Source organism: Duganella sp. GW821-FHT07G03 (assembly GCF_059418605.1).
In genome coordinates this window covers 246,639-262,406 of sequence record NZ_JBWKQE010000008.1, presented here as the reverse complement: position 1 = coordinate 262,406, position 15,768 = coordinate 246,639, and the positions used below count along the sequence as shown (strand labels likewise).

At 64.8% G+C, this 15,768-nt stretch carries 15 protein-coding genes; 7 read left to right on the top strand and 8 right to left on the bottom strand.

The window, feature by feature from the left end; genetic code table 11:
- The first annotated feature begins 208 nt into the window (after positions 1-208).
- Positions 209-1,330 (top strand): beta-ketoacyl-ACP synthase III, encoded by a 1,122-nt coding sequence (locus AC07OK_RS13735; RefSeq protein WP_494690813.1) that lies wholly within the window; start codon positions 209-211, stop codon positions 1,328-1,330.
- Here AC07OK_RS13735 and AC07OK_RS13730 read toward each other — a convergent pair.
- A complete protein-coding gene (locus AC07OK_RS13730) occupies positions 1,327-1,938 on the bottom strand; it encodes an FMN-dependent NADH-azoreductase (RefSeq protein ID WP_494690812.1) in 612 nt (203 codons plus the stop codon). The two genes, AC07OK_RS13735 and AC07OK_RS13730, sit on opposite strands and share 4 nt — an antisense overlap.
- Positions 1,935-2,378 (bottom strand): GNAT family N-acetyltransferase, encoded by a 444-nt coding sequence (locus AC07OK_RS13725; RefSeq protein WP_494690811.1) that lies wholly within the window; start codon positions 2,376-2,378, stop codon positions 1,935-1,937. The genes AC07OK_RS13730 and AC07OK_RS13725 overlap by 4 nt, the downstream gene beginning before the upstream one ends.
- Positions 2,379-2,457: 79 nt before the next feature.
- On the opposite strand from AC07OK_RS13725, the gene pdxR reads away from it, so the two are divergent.
- The 5 genes from pdxR (at position 2,458) to AC07OK_RS13700 (ending at position 8,815) form a co-directional block, all read left to right on the top strand.
- Positions 2,458-3,888 (top strand): MocR-like pyridoxine biosynthesis transcription factor PdxR, encoded by a 1,431-nt coding sequence (gene pdxR, locus AC07OK_RS13720; RefSeq protein WP_494690810.1) that lies wholly within the window; start codon positions 2,458-2,460, stop codon positions 3,886-3,888.
- Positions 3,889-3,981: 93 nt separating this feature from the next.
- Positions 3,982-4,434: a carboxymuconolactone decarboxylase family protein gene (locus AC07OK_RS13715; protein WP_494690809.1), complete on the top strand. Its 453-nt coding sequence runs from the start codon at positions 3,982-3,984 to the stop codon at positions 4,432-4,434.
- Between the two features lie 61 nt (positions 4,435-4,495).
- Positions 4,496-6,223: a cation:proton antiporter domain-containing protein gene (locus tag AC07OK_RS13710; protein WP_494690808.1), complete on the top strand. Its 1,728-nt coding sequence runs from the start codon at positions 4,496-4,498 to the stop codon at positions 6,221-6,223.
- On the top strand, positions 6,213-7,172 hold the full coding sequence (locus AC07OK_RS13705) for a hypothetical protein (protein ID WP_494690807.1): 960 nt from the start codon (positions 6,213-6,215) through the stop codon (positions 7,170-7,172). Before AC07OK_RS13710 ends, AC07OK_RS13705 begins: the two co-directional genes overlap by 11 nt.
- Before the next feature lie 11 nt (positions 7,173-7,183).
- Positions 7,184-8,815 carry a hypothetical protein gene (locus AC07OK_RS13700; RefSeq protein ID WP_494690806.1) on the top strand — a complete coding sequence of 544 codons (1,632 nt, stop codon included), beginning with the start codon at positions 7,184-7,186 and terminating at the stop codon, positions 8,813-8,815.
- A 1-nt stretch (position 8,816) separates the two neighbouring features.
- On the opposite strand, the gene AC07OK_RS13695 is transcribed toward AC07OK_RS13700, so the two are convergent.
- Entirely contained in the window at positions 8,817-10,862 is a 2,046-nt protein-coding gene (locus AC07OK_RS13695) for an oxidoreductase (RefSeq protein WP_494690805.1), read from the bottom strand.
- Positions 10,863-11,015: 153 nt separating this feature from the next.
- Here AC07OK_RS13695 and AC07OK_RS13690 point away from each other — a divergent pair, with 153 nt between their 5' ends.
- On the top strand, positions 11,016-11,588 hold the full coding sequence (locus AC07OK_RS13690; RefSeq protein ID WP_494690804.1) for an SRPBCC family protein: 573 nt from the start codon (positions 11,016-11,018) through the stop codon (positions 11,586-11,588).
- 13 nt (positions 11,589-11,601) lie between these two features.
- Here the strand turns inward: AC07OK_RS13690 and AC07OK_RS13685 are convergent, their stop codons facing one another.
- The 5 genes from AC07OK_RS13685 to AC07OK_RS13665 form a co-directional block, all read right to left on the bottom strand.
- A complete protein-coding gene (locus AC07OK_RS13685) occupies positions 11,602-12,054 on the bottom strand; it encodes a hypothetical protein (RefSeq protein ID WP_217941359.1) in 453 nt (150 codons plus the stop codon).
- 24 nt (positions 12,055-12,078) lie between these two features.
- Entirely contained in the window at positions 12,079-12,522 is a 444-nt protein-coding gene (locus AC07OK_RS13680) for a DUF2721 domain-containing protein (protein ID WP_217941360.1), read from the bottom strand.
- A gap of 82 nt (positions 12,523-12,604) precedes the next feature.
- Positions 12,605-13,561 (bottom strand): prolyl aminopeptidase, encoded by a 957-nt coding sequence (pip, locus tag AC07OK_RS13675; RefSeq protein ID WP_494690803.1) that lies wholly within the window; start codon positions 13,559-13,561, stop codon positions 12,605-12,607.
- Between the two features lie 89 nt (positions 13,562-13,650).
- Complete coding sequence (gene phbB, locus AC07OK_RS13670) at positions 13,651-14,391, bottom strand: acetoacetyl-CoA reductase (protein ID WP_494690802.1); 741 nt, start codon at positions 14,389-14,391, stop codon at positions 13,651-13,653.
- 97 nt (positions 14,392-14,488) lie between these two features.
- The gene (locus tag AC07OK_RS13665) at positions 14,489-15,667 is read right to left on the bottom strand and encodes an acetyl-CoA C-acetyltransferase (protein ID WP_494690801.1); all 1,179 of its coding nucleotides are present in this window, start codon (positions 15,665-15,667) and stop codon (positions 14,489-14,491) included.
- Positions 15,668-15,768 lie beyond the last annotated feature (101 nt).

The following is a 15,768-nucleotide window of genomic DNA, read 5'->3' as shown; positions in this document are numbered from 1 at the left end:
TCGCTCTTGGCGAGCTGAGATCGTTAATCGCTATCTTCAAAATTTGAGGGGAAGGTTCAGGACTTGACCCCCGGTTTGTTGTAGCGAACTCAGCGGCGCCTCAGGGGCGCCGCTTTTATTTTTGCCGCTTTTTCCTCGATCGTGCAGTCATTGTGTAGAATTTGCCTCATTATTGGCATGAGCCATTGCTTAATTTGAAAGTTTAAACATGAAACAAGCGGTCATCAGCGGTACCGGTCTCTTTACGCCAGCCCAGTCGATCTCCAACGAAGAGCTGGTGGAGTGCTTCAATGCCTACGCCGAACAGTTCAACGCCGACCACGCCGCCGCCATCGCGGACGGCTCCGTCACGGCGCTGGAACTGTCCAGCGTGGCCTTCATCGAGAAGGCGTCGGGCATCAAATCGCGCTACGTGATGGAAAAGACCGGCATCCTGGACCCGCAACGCATGGTGTCGCGCATCCCCGAGCGCACCGACGAGGAACTGTCGCTGCAGGCGGAAATCTGCGTCGCGGCGGCGCGCCAGGCGCTCGACCGCGCCGGCCGCCTGCCGGCCGATATCGACATGGTGCTGGTGGCCTGCTCCAATATGCAGCGCGGCTACCCGGCGATGGCGGTCGAAGTGCAGGGCGCGCTGGGCATCGAAGGCTATGGCTTCGACATGAACGTGGCCTGCTCGTCGGCCACCTTCGGCATCCAGCAGGCGGTGGCGGCGGTGCAGAGCGGCCAGGCGCGCGCGGTGCTGGTGCTCAATCCTGAAATCACCAGCGGCCACCTGAACTGGCGCGACCGCGACAGCCACTTCATCTTCGGCGACGCCTGCACGGCGATGGTGATCGAGGCGGCCGACACGGCCAAGGGCTCGCACCGCTGGGAAATCGTCGAGACCAAGCTCAAGACCAGCTTCTCCAACAACATCCGTAACAACTTCGGTTTCCTGAACCGCTTCGACGAAGCCGGCATCGGCCAGCCGGACAAGCTGTTCCGCCAGCAGGGCCGCAAGGTGTTCAAGGATGTGTGCCCGATGGCCGCCGAGATGATCAAGACCACCATCGCCGGCGCCGGCCTGGAAGTGCCGCAGGTGAGCCGCTACTGGCTGCACCAGGCCAACCTGAACATGAACCTGCTGATCAGCCGCATGGTGCTGGGCCGCGACGCCGAGCCGGGCGAAGCGCCGGTGATCCTCGACACCTACGCCAACACCTCGTCGGCCGGTTCGGTGATCGCCTTCCACAAGCACTCGGACGACATGGCGCCCGGCCAGCTGGGCGTGATCTGCTCCTTCGGCGCCGGCTACTCGATCGGCTGCGTGGTGGTGCGCCGGATCTAAACGACGTCCAGTTCCCGCTCGACGGCCGCGAATGCGGCCGTCGTCGCTTCCGGCCCGGCGACGGTGGACTCGACCGAGTAGAAGCTCAGGTTCTTCAAGCCTATCGTCGACAGGATGGCGCGCAGATAGGGTTCGAGGAAGTCGGGCTGGCGAGCGCGCTCGCCGGTGCGGTAGCCGCCGGAGCTGACGGCGATGTACACCGGACGGTCCGCCAGCGTGCCGATCTTGCCCTCCGGCGTGACGTTGAAGGTGACGCCGATGCGCACCACGTGGTCCAGCCAGGCCTTCAGCGCCGACGGCACTGTGAAGTTGTGCATCGGCGTGGCGATGATCACGCAATCGGCGTCGCGCAGTTCGCCGACCAGGCGTGCCGACAGCGCCAGCGAGGACATGGCGCGCCCATGCTCCGCACTCGCGCCATTGCGCGCGCCGCCCAATGCCCCCGCATACTCGCCATCGACATGCGGCAGCGGCTCGGCCCACAGGTCGCGCGTGACGATCTGCGCGGAGGGATGCTGCGACAACAGGCGGTCCATCACGCGTTGGGACAGGCGGTAGCTCACCGATTGCTGTCCACGCGGGCTGCAGGTGATGTGCAGGATCTTCATGCCGCACCCGCCTTCAGGAATTTACCGAAGCGCATGGCGCCCGTCATCAGCCCCTCGCGGAAGTAGAAGCGCTGCGCCCGCGCATTCGCCAGCCCGGTGTCGAGCACCAGCTTGGCGCACTCCGCCTGATCGGCCACCACCGTCAGGCGCTCCAGCAAGCGCGCGCCCCAGCCCTGGCCGCGCGTCTTCTCGCCGGCCACCAGGTCGTCGACGTACAGGAAGCGGCCATACACCAGGTTCTCTTCCAGCCGATAACCGGCCAGCGCCACCACTTCGCCATCTTCCCAGGCGGCCAGGATGCGGTAGCCTTGCGCGTTCATGCGCGTCACGCGCGTGACGAATTCTTCTTCAGATTGCAGGTGCGGACGCAGTTCCCTCATCACCGGATAGCAGGCGCGCAGCTGCTCAACCGTCTCCACAACTTTCAGTTTTTCGTGCATGGTCGCTCCTTTGAAAACACCATCTTATGGCGGCAATGGCATAATCTCCAGAGCCATAAAATGACATCTCGACTAGGCCATGAAAACCAAGCCCGACTTCCTCCTGCTCGACAACGCCGCCGCCGAACCTCTGTATCGGCAGATCTACACCCGCTTCCGCAGCGCCATCGCCGACGGCCTGCTGCTGCCGGACGCCCGCATCCCGTCCGCCCGCGCACTGGCGCTGGAACTGGGCCTGGCGCGCGGCACGGTGGAAGCGGCCTACTCGCTGCTGGCCGCCGAAGGCTACGTCGAAACGCGCGGCCAGGCCGGCACCGTGGTCACGCCGGCGCTGGCGCGCCACGCGGCGACGGCGGTATCGAAGCCACCCACGCGCACGCGGCGCACACCCGCCGGCGCATCGCCCTCCCCGGTGCATGAAGCGCTGAACCGTCCCTTCCAAATGGGCCTGCCGGCGCTGGATGCCTTCCCGCGCAAGGTGTGGGCGCGGCTGGCGGCGCGCGCGATCCGCGCCACCCAGGGCGACGACATGGTCTACCCGCCCTTCGCCGGCCAGGCGCCGCTGCGCGCGGCCATCGCCACCTACCTGCAGCTATCGCGCGGGATCAACTGCTCGCCGTCGCAGGTGTTCATCACTTCCGGCTACCGCAACACGCTGGAGCTGGTCGTGCGCACCCTGCTGCAACCGGGCGACGACGTGTGGGTGGAAGATCCCGGCTTCCCGCCCACCGGCGCGCTGCTCACGCAAGCCGGCATGAACCTGGCCCCGGTGGCGGTCGACGCGGAAGGCCTGGTGGTGTCGCACGGCGTCGCCACGGCGCCGCGCGCCAGGGCCGCCATCGTCACGCCGGCGCATCAATGTCCGCTGAGCGTGTCGCTGTCGCTGCCGCGCCGCCTCGCCCTGCTGGACTGGGCGGCGCAGGCCGATGCCTGGATCGTGGAAGACGACTACGACGGCGAATACCGCTACGCGAGCCGCCCGCTGCCTGCCCTGCAAAGCCTGGACCGCGACGGCCGCGTGCTGTACGCCGGCACCTTCAGCAAGGTGTTGTTCCCCGCGGTGCGGCTGGCCTACCTGGTGGTGCCGGAGGCGCAGGTGCGGCGCTTCGAGCAAACCTGCCATACGTTCGCCGCCGGCGGGCCCGCGCTGACGCAAACCATCGTCAGCGATTTCATGAACGAAGGCCACTTCGCCCGCCACATCCAGCGCATGCGGCGCCTCTACGCCGAACGCCGCCAGATCGCCGCGGAAGGATTGCATGCGGTGCTGGGCAAGCACCTGCGCATCGATCCGCAGCCGGGCGGCATGCACCTGGTGCTGCGCATGAAGGGCCACCACACCGACCGCGCCCTGGCCGAACGCATGCGGCAGGACGGCATGGCGGCGCTGGCGCTGTCCGAGCGCACGCTGCTGCCGCGTGCTTCGTCGGCCTTGCTGCTGGCCTTCACCAACATCGACACGCCGCAGCGGGCGCGCGAACTGGGCAAGCGCATCCTCAGGCTGATATGAACATGGCCTAGTCGAGTAGCCGGTTCTTGGCCCTTCACGACTGAGCCATGCGCCAGCAAAATACGCTCATTCGCAATCCATCAGGGAACCGTCATGAGTAAGCGCCTCGAAGTATTCAAACACGCACCGGAGGCCTACAAGGGCTTCACCGCCGTCAAAAGCTACATCCAGACCTGCGGCCTGCCGGCCGAGCTGGTGGAACTGGTCTACCTGCGCGTATCGCAGATCAACGGCTGCGCCTACTGCATCGACATGCACACCCGCGACCTGCTGAACCAGGGCGTCCGGATCGACAAGGTGGCGCTGGTGCCGGTGTGGCAGGAAGCGGCCACGCTGTTCAGCGACAAGGAGCGCGCCGCGCTGGCCTGGGCCGAAAGCGTGACCCGCGTCGCCCAGACCAATGTGCCTGACCAGGACTATCAACAGGCACTGGCCGTCCTCGGTGAAAAAGAACTGGCCGACCTGACCGTGGCCGTCTCGCTGATGAACGCCTTCAACCGCTTCGGCGTCAGCATGCGCATGGCGCCGGCCGCACTGGCCATGTAGTCCGCGCCGGGCATGATTGTGCTACGCTAGGGTTCCCCCCTATCGTAGGAACCCCGCACGCATGCCCCACAATATCAGCCTGATTACCACCATCGCGGCCGCACTGGGCTTCGGCCTTTTGTTCGGCTATATCGCAACGCGCCTCAAGCTGCCGGCGCTGGTGGGCTATCTCGCTGCGGGCATTATCATCGGCCCAGCCACGCCGGGCTTCGTGGCCGATACGGCGTTGGCCGGGCAGCTGGCCGAAATCGGCGTGATGCTGATGATGTTCGGCGTCGGCCTGCATTTTTCCCTCGACGACCTGTGGGCCGTGCGGCGCGTGGCGCTGCCGGGCGCCGTGCTGCAAATTGCAGTGGCCACCGCGCTCGGCATGGCGCTGGCGCACTTCTGGGGTTGGAGCATGGGCGGTGGGCTGGTGTTCGGACTCGCCCTGTCGGTGGCCAGCACGGTGGTGCTGCTGCGGGCGCTGGAGGAGCGCGGCATCCTCGATAGCTTCAACGGCCGCATCGCGGTCGGCTGGCTGGTGGTGGAAGACCTGGTGACGGTGCTGGTGCTGGTACTGCTGCCGGCGTTGGCCGGTTCGCTGGGCGGCACGCACAGCGAAAGCCACGGCGTCACGGCCATGGGCGAAGCGAACCTGTGGACCACGCTGGCCATCACGCTGGGCCAGGTCGGCGCCTTCATCGCGCTGATGCTGGTGGTCGGCCGCAAGCTGTTCCCCTGGATCTTGTGGCAGGTGGCGCGCACCGGCTCGCGCGAGCTGTTCACGCTGTGCGTGATCGCCGCTGCCGTCGGCATCGCCTACGCATCGACCCACTACTTCGGCGTCTCGTTCGCGCTGGGCGCCTTCTTCGCCGGCATGGTGCTGCGCGAATCCGAACTGGCGCACCGCGCCGCCGAGGAATCACTGCCGCTGCGCGATGCGTTCGCGGTGCTGTTCTTCGTTTCGGTCGGCATGCTGTTCGAGCCGTCGATCCTGGTCGAGCAGCCGCTCAAGCTATTGGCGGTGGTGACCATCATCGTGGTCGGCAAATCGGTGGCGGCCTTCCTGCTGGTGCTGCTGCTGCGCTACCCGGTCAAGACCGCGCTGATGGTGTCGGCCAGCCTGGCGCAGATCGGCGAGTTCTCCTTCATCCTGGCGGCGCTGGGCCTGTCCCTGGGCCTGATGCCGGTCGAAGGGCAAAGCCTGATACTGGCCGGCGCCATCATCTCCATCGCGCTCAACCCGGTGGTGTTCCGCATCACCAAGCCGCTGGAGCGCTGGCTGGGCAAGAACGCGGCGCTGGCCTCCAGGTTCGAGCGGCCCGCAGATCCGCTGGCGGAGCTGCCGACATCGGTGCCGCAGGAGCATCTGACGGGCCAGGTGGTGCTGGTCGGGTATGGCCGCGTGGGCCGGCGCATCGCCGCGGTGCTCACCGAGCGCGGCATCCCCTTCGTGGTGGCGGAACAGAATCGCGAACTGGTCGACCAGTTGCGCAAGGAAGGCGCGCATGCGGTGGCCGGCAATGCCGGCGAGCCGGCGGTGCTGATCCAGGCCCACATCGCGCGCGCCGCGATGCTGGTGATCGCCACGCCGGACACCTTCGACGTGCGGACCATGATCGAAACCGCGCGCGCGCTCAACCCCAACATCAAGACCGTGGTGCGCACCCACAGCGACGAAGTGGCGGAACTGCTGCGCGATGAACGCGCCGGAGAGATCTTTATCGGCGAGCAGGAACTGGCGAAGGGAATGACGGAATTTGTACTGGCCAATATGTCAAAAAAAGGAAATCACCATGCTCACTAGACGCGCATTGATGCGCTGCGCCGCAGCGCTGCCGTTATCCATCATCGTCGCCGGCGCGAGTGCATCGCCGGCACGTGTCAAGCTGGAGTTCCACAGCGCGTTCCTGATGAACCTGCACCACTTCCTGTACAACCTGGGCGTGCATCCGGAGCAGCTGGAAAAGATCAACTGGACGGCCACGCCCTCCGCCGACGAAATGGCGGCGCTGCGCAGCGCCGTCAGTTGGTATCGCGACAACTACGCCAAGCGCGACCTGCTGTTCGACGAGCAGATGACGGCCATCAAAACCGCGTTGAGCGTGGCCGATACGCGGCGCGACACCAGCGGCCTGGCATTGCCCCCGCAGCTGGCGGCCGCATTGGACAGCGTGGCGCCGATATACGCGCGCTGCATCTGGGCGCAGCAGGACGCCAGCAACCAGCAATGGATAGCCGAAGCGAAGCGACTCGATGAGCGCTACGGCGCGGAAGTGCAGGAAGGCATAGCCCGCTATCTGCAAACACCATTCCCGCTGACGCCCATCCGCATCGACATCGTGGTGGAAACCGGCAAGCGCCAGGGCGCCTACACCGGCACGCAGACAGTGATCCCCGCAGGACGCCCCAGCTATCAAGGCATGGCGTCTCTGGAGATGCTGTACCACGAAATATCACACATCGCCTCAACGGAAAAACTGGAGGACGCCATCGAAGCGCGCCTCAAGGCGACGCAGCGCAAGCCCGATTCGGAACTGTGGCACGTGGTGCAGTTCTACACCGTCGGCAGTGTGGTGAAGGATGCCTTCAAGCGGCGTGACGGCCTAGAATACCAACCCTACGCGGACAAGAGCGGCCTGTTTAAAGGCTACTGGTCTCCTCTGGTAGCGCCGGTGGAAAGCGAATGGCGCCCCTATATGGACGGCAAGCAGAGCTTCGAGCAGGCAGTGGCCCGCATGGTAGATCGACTTTAGGAGTAGCAGCTTTGAAAGGTAGTTTATCCGCCCTGTTGGCGCTGACGCTGGCAGCAACCGCGTCTGCGCAATCGGTCACCGTCACATTGAGCGCCACAGACAGCACCAGCCTGGAACTGCGCTACGACCTGCCCGCGACATGCGGCGCGCTCGATTTTTCCAACCCCGGCATTCCGCCTGCGAGTGCCGCCGAGATCCGCCGCGACTGGACCGCGCTCGACGACTGCGGTGAGGTCGACGGCAAGCAGGTCCGCCGCAAAGCCGCTTCCTGCACCAGCCTGCGCTTCCGGATTCCGGCCGCCACGCGCAACCTCGACCGCGTCTATCCGTGGGCCTATCCGATAGGCCAGGGCTTCTACGCCCACACCAGCGCTTACGCCGTCAATCCCGCGTCCTGCGGCGCCGTCGCCTGGAAGTTCAGCGCCCCGAATGGTGCGGTGGTCGTGGACGGCGTGGCGGCGGGCAGCGAAGCTGTGCTGCCTTCAACCAAAGCCGACGCGCATTACCTGCCGGTGGCCTTGCTGCTGGAACCCCAGCCGCAGGGAAGAATGCATCTGGACCCGCGCCTGTCGGCCGCCGACACGCGCTTCTTCCGCGACACCATCCTCGACGCCACCGCCTATCTGGCCAAGTCGCTGCCCGGCATCGACTTCCCGGCGCCCTACATCGTCGCGGTGCTATCCCCCGATCAAAACAGCTGGCGCGGCGACGTCGCCAACCGCAGCACCATGCGATTGACCTTTTCAGCGACGGCGCTGGCGCAGGCGCAGCCGGCGATGCGTAGCTACATCGCGCACGAAGTCAGCCACCTGCTGCAACCGGCCAAGTGGACCGACGCATGGCACGAAGAACACGAGATGATCAGCGAAGGCGGCGCCGAATTCCTGAGCTGGCGCACCGCCGCGGCACTCGGCTGGCGCAACCGCGGGGCGCTGAAGGATGAACTGGAAGCTGCGATCAACGGCTGCGTGATCGCCGCGAGCGGCAAGAGCTGGCGGCATACCGCCGATCGCCAGTGGGGGCGCACGCCCTATGCCTGCGGCATGGCCTTCCACGCCATCGGACTCGCCAGCCGCGCCAACAAGCGGCCGGCGATGTTGATGCTGCGCGATTACTACGGCATGGCGCAGCGCGCCGGCAAGACCGACTTTGCGCAAGCCCTGGAATGCGGCGCGGCCGCCGGTTGCCAACCGCGCTGGCTAACCCGCGTGGCGGGCGACGAGCCACTGGCCGGCGTGATGGCGGCCTACGCCCGCACACCGGGGGCGATATTCAAGCCGGCGGAAAAATGGACACCGGCCGCAATCACCGTGGTAGCGCAAGCGATGATGGCGCAACTGATGCGTGCGGACTGCGGTGGCGCCGTCAGCATGTACAACGAACCGACTGTCAGCCGCATCGCCGACGGCCCGGCCTGCAAGGTGCTGCGGCCCGGCATGGGCGTGGTCGGCGCAGAGGGACGCGCGATGTTCTCGGATCAGACGACGGCACAGGCGGTGATGAGTGCTTGCAGCGCACAACACAAGGCCACGCTGCGGCTGGAGGACGGCGGCAATGTCGACATCGCATGCGATGCCGCCACCGTCAGCCTGCCCACCGAGTTGTACACGGTGGACATCGATAACGCGCTACAGCGCTTGTAGCTTACAGGCTGACCGCGAGCTCCGCGCCTTCCTTGATGGCGCGCTTGGCGTCCAGCTCCGCCGCCAGCGCGGCGCCGCCGATCTTGTGGAAGCGCGGCCACTTGGCGTTGGCTTTGACTTCCTCTTCCGACGGCATCAACTCGGTCAGGCTGTCCTGGCCCGCGCACACCACCACGTTATCCACCGACAGCAAACGCTGCTCGCCGGCGATGGTCACGTGCAGGCCCTGGTCGTCGATACGGTCGTACTGCACGCCAGCCAGCATCACTACACCGTTGCGCGCCAGGACCGCGCGGTGCACCCAGCCCGAGGTCTTGCCCAGGCCAGCGCCAAGCTTCGATACCTTGCGCTGCAACAGATACAGCTGGCGCACCGGCTCCGGCGCGGAGACGGTGGTCAGGCCGCCCGGCGCATCGCCCTTCATGTCCACGCCCCACTCCTTGGCCCAGACATCCAGCGCCAGCGGCAGCGGATGCTTCGGATCGTGCAGCAGATATTCGCCGACATCGAAGCCGATGCCGCCCGCGCCAATGATGGCCACGCGCTTGCCCACCGGCGCCTTGTTCTGCAAAACGTCGATATACGACAGCACCTTCGGATGGTTGATGCCCTCGATCGGCGGACGGCGCACCTTGATGCCGGTGGCGACCACCACGTCGTCGTAGCCGTCGGCGATCAGCTGCTCGCGCGTGACGCGCACGCCCAGCTTGACGGTCACGCCGGTCAGTTCCAGCTTGCGGCGGAAGTAGCGGATGGTCTCGGCGAATTCCTCCTTGCCCGGAATCTGCATGGCGATCTTGAACTGGCCGCCGACGCTGTCGCTGGAGTCGAACAGGGTCACGTCATGGCCGCATTCCGCCGCCACCGTGGCCGCCGACAAACCGGCAGGGCCGGCGCCGACCACCGCCACCCGGCGCTTTTTCGCCGTTGGCGCGTAGACCAGTTCCGTCTCGTGGCAGGCGCGCGGGTTGACCAGGCAGCTGGCGCGCTTGTTGGAGAAGGTGTGGTCCAGGCAGGCCTGGTTGCAGCCGATGCAGGTGTTGATTTCGTCGGCGCGCCCTTGCGCGGCCTTGTTGACGAACTCCGAATCGGCCAGGAAGGGACGCGCCATCGAAATCATGTCGGCGTCGCCACGTTGCAGGATGCCTTCCGCCTCGGCCGGCATATTGATGCGGTTGGACGCCACCACCGGTATCGTCACTTCGCGGCGCAGGCGGCCCGCCAGGCTGGCGAAGGCGCCGCGCGGCACCGAGGTCACGATGGTTGGTACGCGCGCCTCGTGCCAGCCGTAGCCGGAATTGAGGATGGTCACGCCGGCGTGCTGCAAGGCCTTGGCCACGGCCACCACGTCGTCCCAGGTGTTGCCGCCATCGACCAGGTCGAGCAGCGAGTGGCGGTACATGATGATGAAGTCATTGCCCACTTCCGCGCGGATGCGCTTGACGATTTCCACCGGCAGCCGCATGCGGTTCTCGATGCTGCCGCCCCAGCGGTCGGTGCGCAGGTTGGTGCGCGCGCACAGGAACTGGTTGAGCAGGTAGCCTTCGCTGCCCATCACTTCGATGCCGTCGTAGCCGGCGTCGCGCGCCAGCTTGGCGCAGCGGGCGTAGTCGCGGATGGTCGATTCGATGCCGGCCTCGGTCAGCGCGCGCGGCTTGAACGGCGAGATCGGCGACTTCTTCTCCGACGCCGACACCACGAACGGCTGGTAGCCGTAGCGGCCCGCGTGCAGGATCTGCATCAGGATCTTGCCGCCTTCTTCGTGCACCGCGCTGGTGACGCGGCGATGGTTGATCACATCGCCCTTGAAGTTGAGCGTGCCGCCGAACGGCAGCAGCCACCCGGAGCGGTTGGGTGAGATGCCGCCGGTGACGATCAACCCAACGCCGCCGCGCGCGCGTTCGCGGTAGAAGGCGGCCAGCTTGCCGTAGTTGTAGAAGCGGTCTTCAAGGCCGGTGTGCATGGAGCCCATGAGAACGCGGTTGCGCAGCGTCGTGAAGCCAAGATCGAGGGGGGCCAGCAGGTGTGGGTATGGTGAAGTTGTCATTATGGTTGTTAGAGTCAGACGTGATGATGGACGCATTAAAACGCAATTCTCTAGACCTGGGCTTCTAAAGTCCCGGCGGCCGCCCCTGAATTTGACCGTGGGTGCGGTAGCGCTCTTGTATTCTGCCACCCTTTCCCTTACGCTGGAAAGATGATGCGATTCCTTCTGTTTTTGATGCTAGGTGTAGCCGCCCCGGTGTTGGCGCAAGCACCTAGGCTTGAATTGCCCAAGCTGGAGGTGTCGGTCAATCGGGTCGAGTTAGATGCGCTGCATATGTATGAAGTGGACGCCACCGGCACGGTGGCGGCGCCACTGCCGAAGGTATGGCGCATCCTGACCGGCTACGAGCGCATGGCCGAATTCGTGCCCGATATGGAGTCGTGCAGGGTCCTGTCGCGCAATGGCAATGAAGTCATCATTGAACAATTCGGCGTGGCGCGCTTCCTGTTCGTGTCCAAATCCATCCACCTGATCGTGCGCGCGACCGAGCAGCCGATGTCGTCGATCGACATCTCGCTGATCTCCGGCGACATGAAGCACTACGAATCGCACTGGGAATTGATACCGGTGCCCGAAACCGGCGGCACCAAGGTGGTCTACAGCGGCAAGCTGATACCGAACTTCTACGTGCCCGGCATCCTCGGCGCGAAGATGATACGCGGCGATATCGAGCGCATGATGAGCGCCGTGCTGGCGCGTCTCGATCGCCGCGAAGACGCCAAGTAATTAAGCGACGAATTTAAGCCAGATACGTGTCGCGGTCGCGAAGCTCGGCGAAGTTTTCCAGGCTGCCGATCTTCACCAGCACCGGATTGAGGCTCAGCTTCGCCTGCATGGCGCGCCAGGCGAACTGCCATTCCTGTTCCGGCGCTTCGGCGGCGGTCTTGGTGAAGGCCGCGCCCAAGGCTGCGCGGGTGCCGTATTCGATGGCGCCGTCGATGCCGGCCCAGCTAGGCAAGGTGCGCTGCACCGCGCGGTGCAGGCGCTCGCCGAATTCCTCGGTGTTGTGGATGACCAGGCAGGTGTCCGACGAGAACAGCTCGAACAGCTTGCGGTCCCACGCCTGCGAGAAGCTCAGGGTCAGGCAGCTGTTGGCCGGGGTCAGGATAAACTGGCCCTGGGTCAGCGCCAGTTCCAGGTCTTCGCGCACGCCGTAGCGGTACAGGGTCGGAGGGCGTTTGTAATCGTGCATGTTGGTACTCTATTCTTTGCAAAGTTATTTGATCGTGCGGCGCACGTGGCGGTGCGAGCGCATCGCCGCCGAGGCGATGAAAATCTCGCGCAGCAGGTAGACGAAGCTGCCGATCAGGGCCAGCATCGCCACCACGAACATGCCGGCGATGTATTTATCCAGCGAGATGTTGGTGATATCGCCCAGGAACAGCATCGCAATCACCAGGCAAATCAGCAGCCCGCAGGCGGTCGACAGGGTGATCGAGGCGTTGATCAGGTGCGATCGCCGGTACAGCACATCGAGTTCGTTCAGATAAACGTCGCTGTAGCCGATATCGAGCCTGTCCTCCAGCACCCGCGAACGGTCGATGATGCGCGCCAGGCGGTTGGTCAGCACCATCAGGTTGGTGCATACGCCGGTCAGCAGGAACACCGGCGCGATCGCCAGCTGGATGATGTGGCCGATATCGCCGACTTGTATATTCATGGATGCGTTGTAGCTGGAATTATCGATAGTGTATCAGCCCGGACCGGGTATGCGCCGATTCCGGGCGGGGCTGGCCAAATCGTCAGGCAAATCCGCGGCTCCTCTTGAACTGCTCGGTGGCGCCCACCAGGGCCCGCGAAATGCCCTTTTCCATCGCGCCGTGACCGGCGTCCGGCACCATGTTGAGCAGCGATCCGGGCCAGGCCTGGTGCAAGCGCCAGGCCGATACCGGCGGGCAGATCACGTCGTAGCGGCCCTGCACGATCACCGCCGGCAGGTGGGCGATGCGCTCCATATTGCGCAGCAGCTGGTCCTCGCTGAAGAAGCCCAGGTTGACCATGTAGTGCGATTCCAGCCGGCCCACGCCCAGGTCCAGCGTGTCGGACGGCGGATCTTCGGCCTGCGGCATCAGGAACACACGCCGCCCTTCGAAGCGGCTCCAGGCGCGCACCGCCGGCCAGTGGATGGCCGGGTCGTCGCTCATGATGCGGTCGACATAGGCTTGCAGCAGGTTGCCGCGTTCCGCCGGCGGAATCGGCGCGACGAATTCGGCGTGCACCTCGGGATGGAACCACTGGGCGCCGTGCAGGAACCAGTCCACTTCCGCCTGCGTGCACAGGAAGATGCCGCGCAGGATGAAGCCCAGGCAGCGCTCGGGATGCGCCTGGCCGTAGGCCAGCGCCAGCGTCGAGCCCCAGGAACCACCGAACACCAGCCACTGCTCGATGCCGCACATGAGGCGCAGGCGTTCGATGTCGTCCACCAGCAGCTGGGTGGTGTTGTTGCGGCACTCGCCCAGCGGCAGCGACTTGCCGGCGCCGCGCTGGTCGAACAGGATCACGCGGTACTGGTCCGGATCGAAGAAGCGGCGGTGCTGCGGCGACAGGCCGGCGCCCGGCCCGCCATGCAGGAAGACCACCGGTATGCCCTGTGGATTGCCGACCTCCTCCCAGTAAATGGTGTGCAGGTCGTCGACCGCCAGCATGCCGTGGCGCGACGGCAGGACGGGCGGGAACAGGGGCGAAGTCGGGTCGAACATGGCTATCCTTTAGGCATCGATAGCAGATTGTACGAAAAAAAAGCCAGGATCGCGAACGATCCTGGCCCGAGGCTAGAACATGATGCCAATTAGGACATGTGCTGGCCGCCATTGATGGCGATATTGGCGCCGGTGACGAAAGCCGCTTCGTCCGACGACAGGTAGGCCACCAGGCCTGCCACTTCTTCCGGCTTGCCCAGACGGGCCATCGGAATTTGCGGAATGATTTTGGTGTCGAGCACTTCTTGCGGGATCTCCATCACCATTTTGGTGCCGATGTAGCCCGGCGAGATGGTGTTGACGGTCACGCCCTTGCGCGCCACTTCCAGCGCCAGCGCCTTGGTGAAGCCGTGCATGCCGGCCTTGGCGGCCGAATAGTTGGTCTGGCCGAACGCGCCTTTCTGGCCGTTGACCGACGAGATGTTGATGATGCGACCCCAGCCGCGTTCCACCATGCCATCGCACACCGGCTTGGTCATGTTGAACACGGAGTCCAGATTGGTGGCCATGACGGCGTCCCAATTCGGCTTGTCCATCTTCTTGAAGGTCATGTCGCGGGTGATGCCGGCGTTGTTCACCAGCACGTCGATCGGACCGATATCCTTTTGGATCGCGGCGACGCACGCCTGGGCCGAATCGTAATCGGCCACATCGCACGGGTATGCGCGGAAATTAAAGCCCTGATCGCGGGTAGTTGCGAGCCATTGCTCGACCTTCGGATTGCCAGGGGAATACGTGGTAACGACGCAATAGCCTAGTGCCGACAGTTTAAAACATACTGCCTCGCCCAGACCACCCATGCCACCGGTTACTAATGCAACTCTTGCCATTTTCGTCCCCTCTTAAATTGACACCAAAAATCATCTGACACCGCACCGGGACCAGCCCGGCGCGGCACTGCTGCTGCGGATGCTACTTATTTGCGCATTAAGCGCGTTCGATCGCCAGCGCCACGCCCATGCCGCCGCCGATGCACAGCGAAGCCAGGCCCTTCTTGGCGTCGCGACGCACCATTTCGTGGATCAGCGTGACCAGGATGCGGGCACCGGATGCACCGATCGGGTGACCGATGGCGATGGCGCCGCCGTTGACGTTGATCTTGCTGGTGTCCCAGCCCATTTCCTTGTTCACGGCCACGGCCTGGGCGGCGAAGGCTTCGTTAATTTCCATCAGGTCCAGGTCGTCCGGGGTCCAGCCGGCCTTTTTCAGGCACAGTTTGGTGGCCGAGACCGGGCCCATGCCCATGAAGGCAGGGTCCAGGCCGGACGAGGCGTAGGCCTTGACCTTGGCCAGCACCGGCAGGCCCAGTTCCTTGGCCTTGGTGGCGGACATCATGATCACGGCGGCGGCGCCGTCGTTCAGGCCGGAGGCGTTGCCGGCGGTGACGGAACCGTCCTTGGCGAAGGCGGGACGCAGGCCGGACAAGGCTTCGATGGTCGAACCCGGTTTGACGTATTCATCGCTGTCGAACACGATGCTGCCCTTTTTCTGAACGATTTCCAGCGGCAGGATCTCATCCTTGAACTTGCCGGCTTTTTGCGCGGCTTCGGCTTTCAGCTGCGAATTCAGCGCGAACTCGTCCTGCTCGGTGCGGGAAATCTCGTATTTCTTCGCAACGTTCTCGGCGGTGGTGCCCATGTGGTACTGGTTGTAGGCGTCCCACAGGCCGTCGACGATCATGGAATCGACCATCTTGAAGTCGCCCATGCGGAAGCCATCGCGCGAACCGTTCATCACGTGCGGCGAGGCGCTCATGTTTTCCTGGCCGCCGGCGATGATGATCTCGGCATCGCCGGCCTTGATCGCTTGCGCCGCCAGGTGGGTGGCTTTCAGGCCGCTGCCGCACACGTGGTTGATGGTGAAACCAGGTATGGTATTCGGCAGGCCTGCCTTGATGACCGCCTGGCGTGCCGGATTCTGGCCGACGCCGGCGGTCAGCACCTGGCCCAGGATGGCTTCGCTGATCAGGTTCGGATCGATACCGGTCTGGGCCAGCAGGCCCTTGATCACGTGTGCGCCCAATTCGGAAGCTGGCGTCTTGGCCAGGCTACCGCCGAATTTGCCGACACCAGTACGGCCAGCGGCCACGATAACTACATCATCCATTTGACTCTCCAATGCGCCGGCCAGGGCCGGCTTAGTTTAGCAACAACGCGAACTTCGATAATACGCTTCGAGCGACAGGGTCGTGCGGTGTTTCGATGGTG

What these genes read in the sequence shown, in the direction of transcription:
- AC07OK_RS13735 (WP_494690813.1), top strand. Translation starts at nt 209, where the DNA reads ATGAAACAAGCGGTCATCAGCGGTACCGGTCTCTTTACGCCAGCCCAG.
- AC07OK_RS13730 (WP_494690812.1), bottom strand. Translation starts at nt 1,938, where the DNA reads ATGAAGATCCTGCACATCACCTGCAGCCCGCGTGGACAGCAATCGGTG.
- AC07OK_RS13725 (WP_494690811.1), bottom strand. Translation starts at nt 2,378, where the DNA reads ATGCACGAAAAACTGAAAGTTGTGGAGACGGTTGAGCAGCTGCGCGCC.
- pdxR (WP_494690810.1), top strand. Translation starts at nt 2,458, where the DNA reads ATGAAAACCAAGCCCGACTTCCTCCTGCTCGACAACGCCGCCGCCGAA.
- AC07OK_RS13715 (WP_494690809.1), top strand. Translation starts at nt 3,982, where the DNA reads ATGAGTAAGCGCCTCGAAGTATTCAAACACGCACCGGAGGCCTACAAG.
- AC07OK_RS13710 (WP_494690808.1), top strand. Translation starts at nt 4,496, where the DNA reads ATGCCCCACAATATCAGCCTGATTACCACCATCGCGGCCGCACTGGGC.
- AC07OK_RS13705 (WP_494690807.1), top strand. Translation starts at nt 6,213, where the DNA reads ATGCTCACTAGACGCGCATTGATGCGCTGCGCCGCAGCGCTGCCGTTA.
- AC07OK_RS13695 (WP_494690805.1), bottom strand. Translation starts at nt 10,862, where the DNA reads ATGACAACTTCACCATACCCACACCTGCTGGCCCCCCTCGATCTTGGC.
- AC07OK_RS13690 (WP_494690804.1), top strand. Translation starts at nt 11,016, where the DNA reads ATGCGATTCCTTCTGTTTTTGATGCTAGGTGTAGCCGCCCCGGTGTTG.
- AC07OK_RS13685 (WP_217941359.1), bottom strand. Translation starts at nt 12,054, where the DNA reads ATGCACGATTACAAACGCCCTCCGACCCTGTACCGCTACGGCGTGCGC.
- AC07OK_RS13680 (WP_217941360.1), bottom strand. Translation starts at nt 12,522, where the DNA reads ATGAATATACAAGTCGGCGATATCGGCCACATCATCCAGCTGGCGATC.
- pip (WP_494690803.1), bottom strand. Translation starts at nt 13,561, where the DNA reads ATGTTCGACCCGACTTCGCCCCTGTTCCCGCCCGTCCTGCCGTCGCGC.
- phbB (WP_494690802.1), bottom strand. Translation starts at nt 14,391, where the DNA reads ATGGCAAGAGTTGCATTAGTAACCGGTGGCATGGGTGGTCTGGGCGAG.
- AC07OK_RS13665 (WP_494690801.1), bottom strand. Translation starts at nt 15,667, where the DNA reads ATGGATGATGTAGTTATCGTGGCCGCTGGCCGTACTGGTGTCGGCAAA.